6 protein-coding genes are annotated in these 11,860 nt (G+C 45.7%); all 6 read left to right on the forward strand.

Annotation, left to right across the window (positions count from 1 at the left end; genetic code table 11):
- The first annotated feature begins 310 nt into the window (after positions 1-310).
- The 6 genes from ABDW16_RS27450 to ABDW16_RS27475 all read left to right on the forward strand — a co-directional run bounded on the left by ABDW16_RS27450 (position 311) and on the right by ABDW16_RS27475 (position 11,856).
- On the forward strand, positions 311-895 hold the full coding sequence (locus ABDW16_RS27450; RefSeq protein WP_343674260.1) for an RNA polymerase sigma factor: 585 nt from the start codon (positions 311-313) through the stop codon (positions 893-895).
- Between the two features lie 54 nt (positions 896-949).
- Positions 950-2,083 (forward strand): FecR domain-containing protein, encoded by a 1,134-nt coding sequence (locus ABDW16_RS27455; RefSeq protein WP_343674262.1) that lies wholly within the window; start codon positions 950-952, stop codon positions 2,081-2,083.
- Positions 2,084-2,332: 249 nt separating this feature from the next.
- Entirely contained in the window at positions 2,333-5,869 is a 3,537-nt protein-coding gene (locus ABDW16_RS27460) for a SusC/RagA family TonB-linked outer membrane protein (RefSeq protein WP_343674264.1), read from the forward strand.
- Positions 5,869-7,227 carry a RagB/SusD family nutrient uptake outer membrane protein gene (locus tag ABDW16_RS27465; protein WP_343674266.1) on the forward strand — a complete coding sequence of 453 codons (1,359 nt, stop codon included), beginning with the start codon at positions 5,869-5,871 and terminating at the stop codon, positions 7,225-7,227. The genes ABDW16_RS27460 and ABDW16_RS27465 overlap by 1 nt, the downstream gene beginning before the upstream one ends.
- A 76-nt stretch (positions 7,228-7,303) precedes the next feature.
- On the forward strand, positions 7,304-9,301 hold the full coding sequence (locus tag ABDW16_RS27470) for a TlpA disulfide reductase family protein (protein WP_343674268.1): 1,998 nt from the start codon (positions 7,304-7,306) through the stop codon (positions 9,299-9,301).
- Positions 9,301-11,856, forward strand: a complete 2,556-nt coding sequence (locus ABDW16_RS27475) for a prolyl oligopeptidase family serine peptidase (protein WP_343674270.1) — start codon at positions 9,301-9,303, stop codon at positions 11,854-11,856. The genes ABDW16_RS27470 and ABDW16_RS27475 overlap by 1 nt, the downstream gene beginning before the upstream one ends.
- Positions 11,857-11,860: the final 4 nt, after the last annotated feature.

Here is an 11,860-nt window from a genome sequence, read left to right on the forward strand (position 1 = left end):
GTCGCCTGTAAATCAATTACAGGCCCCTGGATAAACGCTGTCTACCGGAATCAGGATTATAAAACAAGGTTGTAAACTTCAAACAGGATTAATTAACCATAGTGTAAACCTATATTAGGACTAGACCAAGCTTAGGCAAAAAAAAGAGGTAACCCGTATATATCCCGTATATAAGCCGTATATAACCCGTATATATCCCGTATCTATAGAGATACGGGTTATCTATGGGTTACCAGCAATTTATGTATGATTTACCCCTATGACTTCACCCTTTTCGATGTATCTTGCACAATAATTCTGTATTTTTCATTTGACGGATCAATTCACAACATGGGTACGGGAAGCGGCAGACGGTAATCAGCTGGCATATGGTTATTTATATACCCATCATTACCCCCGTCTGCAGGTGGCCATTACCTTCATTACCCAGAACGGGGATGAGACAGCAGAGATCCTGCAGGAGACTTTTCTCCGTATCTGGAAAACAAAAGAGAAGTTGTTGCTGGTCCGGTCATTTGAAGACTACGCCTTCCGGGTAGCCAAAAACCTCCTCTTCGACCACCTCCGGCGCAAAAAGGTGCACCTGAAAGCCATCGACGCCATTTTTCACCATCAGGACAGTGCGGCCACCGGTGGTGACCAGCAGCTGGTTTATAAAGAATACCACGACATTGCCACCCGGGCCATTGATACCCTGGACCCTCAGAAAAGGGAAATTTTCCTGCTCCGAACGCAGGAAGGACTCAGTTTTGAAGAAATTGCTGACAAATGTGGGATGGCCGTAGTCACCGTCAAAAAACATTTTTACGCCGCCTTTCATACCCTCAAAAAGCTCCTGAATGAGCATGGTGGCGTGTTTACCTTCCTCCTCATCCTCTGGTCCAAGGGCAATTAGAAAATTTTTTTCAAAACAGCGTATACGAATCTTTTACGAGTTCGTCTCTAGTATATGAGCGACGAAGAAATCATCCATTTGATACATAAATACAGGAGCGGTACCCTGACTGAAGCGGAGGAGCTGGCTTTTTTTAGCTGGTATGCTGAGGTGGAAGCAGATCCGTTCCATCGTATTCTGCAACAGGCAGGAGAAGTGGATTATGTGCCAGCGTCGCCGGCGTTCCTGTCTGCAATGGAGGAGCGCTTACAACATAAACCAACCGTAGTCAGGAAAATGCCATTCCTGCGCCGTGCCGCAGCTGCCGCAGCCATCGTTGTACTGGGCGCCGCAGGCTGGTGGGCTTTAAAAACACACAACCGGCCGTTACAGCCGCCGGTAGCTGCAAAAGTGAATGATGTACAGCCCGGCAAAAACGGGGCAGTGCTCACCCTTGCCAACGGCCAGGTCATTGCCCTGGACAGCACCGGCAATGGGGTGATAGCCAACCAGAATGGAACCACGGTAACACTAAATAATGGTAGCCTGAGTTACAATGCAGACAAAGCTGCCGCCGTAAGCTACAATATGATCCATACGCCGAATGCCAGACAGTTCAAACTGGTATTGCCGGATGGTACCACCGTATGGCTCAATGCAGGTAGTTCCCTCAAATATCCTACTGCCTTTACAGGCAGGGAGAGAATCGTCGCCATTAATGGTGAAGCCTTCTTCGATGTAGCAAAAGATGCCGGACATCCTTTTGTAGTAGAAGTAGCCAATCAAATGAAAATACAGGTATTGGGCACACAGTTCAATATCAATTCCTATACCGATGAAAGCCAAATCAAAGCTACCCTGATACAGGGTAGCATCCGGGTAAACAAAGGTGCTACAGCGGTTGTATTGCAACCGGGCCAACAGGCACAGGTAGACGATGGTATCACCGTGAACAGTCATATAAACACAGCACAGGTAACAGCCTGGAAAGATGGGGTCTTCAACTTTGACGATTTAGGGGTAGAAGCGGTCATGCGTCAGCTGGCAAGATGGTATGATATCGAAGTGGTATATGAACAGGGAATTCCGCCTACCAGGTTCTATGGCGAAATAGGCCGTAATCTGAGCCTGGCGCAGGTACTGGAAGGATTAAAACTGTCAGGGGTACATTTTAGAATTGAAGGTAAGCGGCTGATCGTGTTACCGTAAACACCACAATCATGTGAATTGTTTTTCAATATAAGTTCGTCTAAAACTAAAAACCGCCCAGAGGTAGGATTCTGAGCGGTCAGGGTCTGGATGTACTGAATAGACAATCATTTAGGGACAACTGAATTTTTCAATCAACCAAACCAAATGCAAGGTATGCAAAAAATTGCTTTTTGTGACCGGGCCGACCGTGTCATGCCTTTTTACCGGCCTTATAGAAGCCGGTTGTCAGCCAAAATCATGTTAGTTATGAAGCTAACCATCGTATTAATGACCATTGCATTCATGGGGGTATATGCAAATGGCCGGTCTCAATCAGTGACAATGTCCGGGAATAATATTCCGCTGGAAAAAACATTTTCTACTATTCGTACACAGACAGGGTACCTGGTATTCTGCGATCGTGAATTATTGTCTGAAGCCGCACCGGTATCAGTGTCAGCCACTAATATGCCGCTGAACCAGTTCCTGGAGCTGATCTTCAAAAATCAATCCCTGCAATACCTGATTCGTGAGCAGACCATCTTTGTAAGTAAGAAGGTAACGCTGCCGGGTGTGCCCGAAGTGCTCAGTACTGTACCTGTAGAAGGTATTGTGCATGAAGCAGGAGGGTATCCGCTGGAGGGTGCGACTGTGAAGGTGAAAAATGGACCTGTTTCGGTAATCACGAATTCTAAAGGATATTTCGACCTGAATGCAAATGTAGGGGATGTGCTGGTGATTACTTTCGTGGGGTTTGAGCCACAGGAGATAAAAATCACCAACAGCACCAAACTGGATATTGCATTGAAAAGACAGGTGATAAATGTAGATGAAGTAACCGTGAGTGTGTCTACAGGTTATCAGACCATCTCCAAAGAAAGAGCAACAGGTTCCTATGGTGTGATCACTGCAAAGGAACTGGAAAATACACCTTCAGTTGACATTCTGCAGCGACTGGAAGGTAAAGTAGCAGGTGTAAAAGTAGATCCAAACGCAGGTACGGTACAGATCAGAAGTACCAATACCTATTCTACTACTTCAGAACCGCTGATCGTAATAGATGGTTTCCCCATGATCGCCATCGGAAATAGACAGCAGCTCACTACGAGAGGTGCTTCTATCATGTCCAACAATGCGATTATGTCTACCATCAACCCTGCAGATATTGACCAGATCACATTTCTGAAAGATGCGGTAGCTACCTCCGTATGGGGCGCTAAAGGTGCAAATGGTGTGATTGTAATCACTACCAAACATGGTAAAAAAGGAATGCCTACCCTTAACTTATCTTCTACTGTTGGGCTGGCATCTGCGCCTAAGTTTTCCAAACTGCACTGGATGAGCACAGCGGATTATGTAGACCTGGAAAAGGACCTGGTGAATAAAGGCTTCATCACCGACAGTAAGCAGAACCCTTATTACAATCCTTTGTATACCACCAACCCAAGTGAAGTGCAGGAGTGGCTCTTCAAGGCACAGCGTGGGGAAGTGACGGCGGCTGAAGCAAATGCTGCTATCGACGAAATATCCAAACGTAATAACGAAGGCCAGATCAGGAAATACCTGCTGCGCGAAGCTATTTCCCAACAATATAACTTATCTGTTTCCGGTGGCAATGATGTAACGGCTTACTACGTTGCTGCTAACCATAACAGGGATAATCCCATTTACAAAAGCAATGGTGGCAATAATACCAACCTGACGACTAATTTAACGAACAAGCTGTGGAACAGCAGGGTGACTATCCATACCGGTTTCCAGTACCAGATAAACAACCTGACTACGAACCTGGCTGCTATGGATGCACTGGGTGCTACTACCACTTCCCTGCGTCCGTATGATATGCTGGTAAATAGCGACGGCAGCCTGATCAAACGTAGTATTGTTTTCCGCCCGGAGTTTGCAGACAGTCTGACGAACCTTGGTTATCTTCCCTTTACCTATAATGCTATTCAGGAGCTGAATTATAGTAATACCAAAACTTCGACTACCACTGCCCGTTTTTCTTCAGGTATCAATGTGAAAATAACACCCTGGCTGAATGCAGATGTATCTGGTCAGTACCAGCGTTATAACAGCACAATTACCACCATCAATACAATAGATAGTTATGTAGGCCGTATGTTTATGAATACCTACACTACTATTTCTGCTACCACACACAGACCAGTATATAGTATTCCATATGGTGGTTACTATTACCTGGCAAATTCTTTAAACAGTGAGTACGCATTGCGTGGACAACTGAATTTTAATAAAGCGATCCGTACCAATCATCATATCAATGCACTGGCTGGTACTGAAATCCGTCAGGCTTATACCAAGGGTGACAACGCTACCCGCTATGGTTATGACCAGGATGCAAATACTTTTGGTGCCATCAACCCTACTGTCTACAATATGACCATGTATGGTTATACCCAGCAGATAGGTAATAACCTGAGTTCGATCACAGAACAAAGAAACCGTTACCTGTCTTATTTTGGTAATTTCTCTTATAACTACAAATCAAAGTACGATGTATCAGGTAGTGTGCGGTTTGACGATTACACCCTGCTGGGTTTAGACCGCAGCAAGCGTGCAAAACCATTCTGGTCTGTAGGTGCCAAGTGGAATGTTCAGCAGGAATCTTTCCTGCAACCCTATTCATGGTTGAGCAACCTGAATATAAGAGCAACGATCGGTACCGGCGGTTCTGTTCCTTTAGCTGGTTACAACAAGGCGATCGTTAATCTGGGCAATACAGATCCTAATACACAATTACCTTATGGTACGATCTCTAATCCGGCAAACCAGCAGCTGCAATGGGAAACTACCCGTACCCTGAATGGTGGTCTGGATATTGGGGTATTTAATAATCGCCTCACTGCCAACATTGATGTATATCATAAGTGGAGCAATGGTATCTTAGTAAACCAACCTTACAATAGTACCTATGGCTGGTCTTACCTGTGGTATAACTCCGGCAAACTGGAAAGCCATGGTATAGAACTGGGGCTGACTGCTACATGGCTGGAAAATAAAGATCTGACCTTTAGCTCTACTTTCAACTTTGCATACAGCAATAATAAGGTGCATGACAGCCGTTATAATAACCTCCCTTACTATTCGCTCCTGGGTGGTTCTGCCGTGATCAACGATTATCCCATTGGAGGCATGTTCGTATACCGTTCTGCTGGTCTGGACGAAACCGGTCAGACACAGATCTACGATAAGGACAACAAAATCATTAAGAGCACAGAAGCCCTGCCTACTACTTTCAGTATGGCAGACCTGAAATATGTAGGCGTAAAGTCAGCGCCTTATTTCGGCGGTTTCATGAACAACTTCCGGTATAAGAATTTTGATCTGCAGGTACAGATCACTTATTACATGGGTGGTAAGTTCATCAAACCTTCAGTAAGTGGTTATCCGCAGTATGCTTCCTTCTATGGCGTATTGGGCCGTCAGAAAGACTTTGCTGACAGATGGCGTACTGCAGGCGATGAAGCACACACCATCGTACCTGGTCTGGACAACCTGAACTACAATAGCTTTAACCGTTATCAATACTCAGATAAACTGGTGCGGAGTGCAGACAATATCCGCCTGCAGCAGATCTCTCTGGGGTATCATTTCCCGGATCGCCTGCTGCCTAAGAAGGTGATCAAGAGCCTGGCCATCAGTGGCAATGTGCGCAACCTGGGTATGATCTGGGCAGCGAACAAAGAAAAGTATGATCCGCAATACCTGAACGCCAATTCAAGTTATTACAGTGCGCCGCCGGTGACCAGCTATTTGTTTAACATTAATGCATCATTCTAATGAAAAAAGTAATTTTCTATATAACGGTGGCTGTGTTAGCAACAGGTTGCCGCAAATACGTGGAGATCGATCAGATAGGTAACCGTACCCTGACCTATACCAGCGACTATAGAGCACTGATGGACAATACCAGCGAAATGGAAAGCGTGTTCGGTTACCAGATTTATTCCTGCGACGATACCCGTGTGCTGGATGCCAATAAGCAGGTACAGATGACGGATATCTATTACAATGCCTACCAGTGGACATCTCAATACTGGGCTGATACACAGAGTGATGCTGACTGGGACAAGATGTTCAAAACCATTTACGATGCTAACCTGACACTGGAAGGGGTACTGACCAGTGAGAAAGGTACAGATGCCGATAAAAAACAGATCTACGCCGAAGCACTGGTACATCGCGCATTTACCTACTGGGTACTGGTAAATACTTATGCTAAACAATATGACAGCACCACTGCTGGTTCCGACCTGGGTGTACCCATGGTGGTAAGCACAGACCTGTTTGCAAGTCTGAAGAGAGGATCTGTACAGGCGGCCTATGACCTGATCCTGAACGATCTGCTGGCAGCAGTAGATGCATTGCCTGATCTGCCTGATTACAATACCCGTCCATCCAAAGCTGGTGCTTATGCAGTACTGGCAAGGGTATACCTCAGTGTAAGACAGTTCGACAAAGCACGCAGCTATGCAGAAAAGGCACTGGCACTGCAAAATGGCCTGCTGGACCTGCGTAATTACCAGACCAGTACTGCCAGTTTTCCACAGCGCCTGAAAGATCCTGAAGTAATTTTCTCCAAAGTGAGCAATGGATATTACCAGGGCATTCAGCTGGATACAGCACTGCTTACACTGCTGGGTACGAGTGACCTGCGTTACAAACTCTTTGTAAGACCAGGTAGCAATTTCTATCCTTCCTTCACTGGCTACGGTTATTGGAGATATACTTATACCCGCGAGTATAGCAAAATGTACCAGGGGCCAAACGTACCTGAAATGATGCTGATCGTGGCCGAAGCTGCTGCCCGCGCCAACGATGCAACAACTGCTGTAAGCATGCTCAACGCCATCCGTGAAAAACGTTTTGCTGCTGCTGATTACGTAGCGCTGAATGCCGCTACCGGTGCAGAAGCCATGCAACTCGTGATCGCAGAAAGAAGAAGAGAATTCTTCGGCACCGGTCTGAGATGGTTTGATCAGAAACGCCTGAACAAGGATGTCGCTTATGAGGTAACTGTATCCCGTACTTTCAAAGGTGTTACCACTACCTTATTGCCAAACAGCAATCGTTATGTTTTCCCGATTGCCAATAAATACATTCTCTTAAATCCGGAAATACAGCAAAATCCAGAGTAACAAAAACCAACCATAATAAGGTGTTGCCGGGAGGGAGTCACAGCTCTCTCCCCCACACCTTGCAAACAACCCAACAATGAAGTATACATGGATCAGTGCGCTGGCTATGATGCTGGCAGTGCCAATAATTGGCTTTGGTCAGACAGATAGCAGCAGGTTACAAAAAAGTGGTGTGCCGGTAGCAGGCGATACGTTGACCATTCATTACAATCCCGCTGGTGGCCCGCTGGCAGGAAAGGATCATATCCGCGGTATGGTATACACCTTCCGCAATTACAAATGGGGACTTGATGATGTGAACCTGCAATTGCGTAATGGCGCTTATGATGCAAAATATTATGTGCCTGAAAACTGTGCGTTGATAGCATTTAAGTTTTATGTAGAACAGGATGGCCAGATCGCTGCTTATGATAACAACAATGATCATGGCTTTGTAGAAACCACGATCAATAAACAGGGTGTAGCACTGCCTGGTGGTGCACTGGCATGGGGTTTATTCCGTAAACCTGCCTTTGGCAGAGCGCCGCAGGGATACTTCGAAAAATTCAATATCAGCGATGAAGCGCTGGAAATGTGGGTACGTAAAGAAATGAAAAACTACCCGCAGTATATGCCACGTTACTTCGGTGATTACCTGGCGATGCTGAAAATGAGCCTGGGCGATGAATACAATGAAAAAGTGGAAAGGAACCTGGTTCGCCTGGCGGGATTACCCAACATCGATGAATCCAATTATTCACAGATCTTCAGCGTTTACCAGTTTGATCTGAAAGATACCCATAAGGGTGATTCTGTAAAAGCAGTATTATTAGATAAATATCCGCATGGCCGTACAGCACGTCTCATGGCGTATACAGCTGCTTATACCAGTGAGCAGAACGATGCTAAGCTGGGTAAAATGGAAAAATTCCTGCAGGACTTCCCCGTGGCTGATATGCGGAAAGATTCCGGCGCTGACCAGCAGTTTATGTACTTCGGTATCTACCGGGAACTGGCAGTGGGCTATGTGGCAACAAGACAATTCGACAAACTGATTGCATTGCTGCCTCAAATGGACTTTGCCTCCCTGGTAGAAATATACCGCTGGAATGTAGAGCGCCATTTTATGACGAACAGCATGCCGCCGGATAGTGTATATCCTTTGGGCAAAGCGGTCATTACTGAATGCATTGCGAAGGTGCATGATGGTTCCTACAATGAGAACCTGCGCTTTACACCAAATCAGGCAGATGAATTTGCTATAAGCCAGCTGGATAAAAAACTGGCTGTACATGCACGTCTGCTGGACAAAATGGGCCGTTATGCAGAGGCATTGCCTTACCTGCGTATGATCTCTCCCGGGTTCATCTACACCAATGCAAAACTGAATGATGCACATATCGACATCCTGGAACATACCGGCAATGCTGCACAGGCAGCTGCGGTACTGGAAACAGGTGTACGTAACAATGCAGCTACTCCGGGTATGATCGAAAAACTGAAGCAGGAGTACATTGCAAAGAATGGAAAGGAAGATGGTTTCGACGCTTATATGGAAAGTCTGAAACCTGCTGCTGATGTAGAGAAATTCAGGGCGGTGATTAAAGCAGGCCTGATCAATGAAAAATACACTCCCTTTAAACTGAAGGATTTAGCTGGTAAGACGGTGAACAGTGCTTCAGATTTTAAAGATAAAATCGTTGTGATCGACTTCTGGGCTACCTGGTGTACACCTTGTAAATCAGCTTTCCCGGGTATGCAGATGGCGGTAGATAAATATGCGAAAGATAACAAGGTCGCATTTTATTTCATTGCCACGCAAGCGGCCAATAAAAACTATAAAGAGGAAATCAGGAGCTATATTAGCAAATCAGGTTACCGCTTCAATGTATTGCTGGATGAAATTACGGACAAGGGTGCACAGGACCAGGTATTCAGGTCTATGGCACCTGTGTTTAAATCATCTGGTATTCCACGCAAGGTGGTGTTGAAGAATGGCGTGATCCGCTGGACTGCTGAAGGTTACGGTGGTAGTGCGAGCAAACTGGTGGATGAGCTGAGCTACGTAATTGACCTGTTAAAAAATGAGAACTGATGAAACGGAATTTATTGCTGGCAGCACTACTGGGTTCACAGGTAGTGGTTGCTCAAAAAAAGGAAATAGATACATCAGCGTATAAGGAATGGAGAAGAACCGGTACGCCTTCATTGTCCTACGACGGACAGTGGATGTTGTATCACTATAGTGGAGATGAGCAACGCTTACAGTACCTGGTGAATACCACCACAGGTAAAGCGACCATCTTCAATGGTATCAGCAGCCCGGAATTTATAGGCAGAGGGAAATGGATGAAGTTCACCCGGAATGATTCCATGGTACTGAGACGCCTGAAAGACGGACATGAAGAATACTGGACCAGGAGTAGTTATTTCATTGGCAATGACCAGGGTACAACACTGAGTTACAGTGCACCCGGCAGGCAGGTAGTGGTAGATATCAATACTGGCGACAGTACTGTGCTGAAAGATGTAAACAGGTGTAATTTCTATGATGGCGGTGTTGTTTACATCAAAGGCAACCAGTTGCTGGCAGGGCCTTTAAAAGGAAAACATAATGTGCTGTTTGAAGGTGCGATTGATGATTTTTCTTTTAACAGGGACCAGGGTGCAGGCACTATCTTATCTGATAAAAAGCTGTACTATTTTTCTATAAAGACAGGCAAGACTACTTTCCTGTTAGACTACAGGGATATCAAAGCACCTGCAGGTTACAAAGTAGCTGAACAGGCATTGAGCATCAGTCCTGCCACCAAACAGTTTGTGCTGGACGTAATGCGTACGGAACAACCAGCGATGCGTAAGCAAGCTGAGAATACCGGTTTTCAGCTGGAACTGTGGACGTGGAACGAACCTGTGACACAGCGCCTGCAACGCAGAGGAGTGTATGATAAGAACATGATGAACCAGGCTAAGTTCATCTACAATATAGATACCAGGACGGTAGTAGAAGTAGCGCCTGAAATGTCGGGTCAGCTGGTAACGCCATCCAGCGAAACTTTTGATTATGTCATTGCATTGGATCCGGCGCCTTACAAGGTAGATGTCGACTATCGCTATAACAGCAATGTGGATATATACCTGGTGAATGTACATACCGGCGAAAGAAAGCTGATTGCAAAAGATAGTTACGAAACGCCCACCTGGAGCCCAAATGGCCGGTTTGCGGTTTATTATGATACACAGAAAAAGATCTGGGAACGGATCGATCTGGGTACAGGTCAATTTGTGAATATCTCTGGCCAGATTGGTTTCCCTGTGAATGAGGAAGACTGGGATCAGCCGGGTCGCAATCCGGCTTATGGACTGGCAGGATACCTTGACGGTGGAAACACGGCGGTATTTTATGACAGGTATGATATGTGGGCGGTAGACCTGAGTGGTGAGCGCAAACCGTATTCACTGACTGGTCAGTATGGCCGTCAGCACAAGGTGGTGCTGCGCCTGAATGGTGTGGAATACATGGAGCGAATGGATCTGAGCAAGCCTTTGTTGCTGCGTAGCTTTAATGAAGAAACCAAAACACATGGATTGTACAAATTGCAGTCACTGGGGAAGGTAGAGAAGGTAGTTGACAACCCTGACTATTCGGTGAAGGTAAGCTCTATATCAGGCGATGGACGTTCCTGCCTCTTTACAAAAGAAAGCTACCAGATCAACCCGGATGTGTGGTATGGCGATCCTGATTTTAAGAAAACAAAACAACTGACAGATTACAACCCACAGCAGCAGGATTACAAATGGGGCACTGCAAAGGTGGTGAGGTGGAAAACTTTCGACGGTAAAGATGATGAAGGTTTACTATACCTGCCAGAGGGATATGATTCTACCAGGGTGTACCCCATGATTGTGGATTTCTATGAAACACATACACAGGACCTGCATGATTACATTGTACCTGAATATAGCACCAGCAGTATCAATATCACTACCTATGTGAGCAGAGGGTACCTGGTATTCCGTCCGGATGTGCATTATGTGATTGGTAAGCCGGGTGAAAGTGTGTATAACTGCGTGGTGAGTGGTGTGAATTATTTAATCGAAAAAGGTATTGCTGATAAAGATGCGATAGGATTACAGGGCCATAGTTTTGGTGGATATGAAGCATCTTACCTCGTGACCCGGACAGATGTATTCAGGTGTGCGAATATTGGTGCGGGTGTGGTGAATATGACTTACAACTATACGGCGATGAGACAGAATGGTGCGCCCTGCCTGTTTAAGTTCGAATCAGAGCAGTATAGGATGGGTAAGAGCCTGTGGGAAGATAAGGAAGGGTACATTAGCAACTCTGCTATTTTTAATGCAGATAAGATCCATACACCACTGATGATCTTCCATAATGATAAAGATGGGGCAGTGCCTTTTTCACAGGGGTTGGACCTGTTCCTGAGTATGCGCAGGTTGCAGCGCCCGGCGTGGTTACTGAATTATAAGGGCGGTAATCATACATTGGAAGAGCTGCCGGCACAGAAAGATTTTACGATTCGTATGCAGGGGTTCTTTGATCATTATTTGAAGAAGACACCTATGCCGCGATGGATGAGTGAAGGGATTAGTGTGGATGAGAGAAATGTAGATCAAAAGTACTAGAATT

The organism is Chitinophaga sp. (genome assembly GCF_039596135.1).
In the GTDB taxonomy this organism is placed as follows: domain Bacteria; phylum Bacteroidota; class Bacteroidia; order Chitinophagales; family Chitinophagaceae; genus Chitinophaga.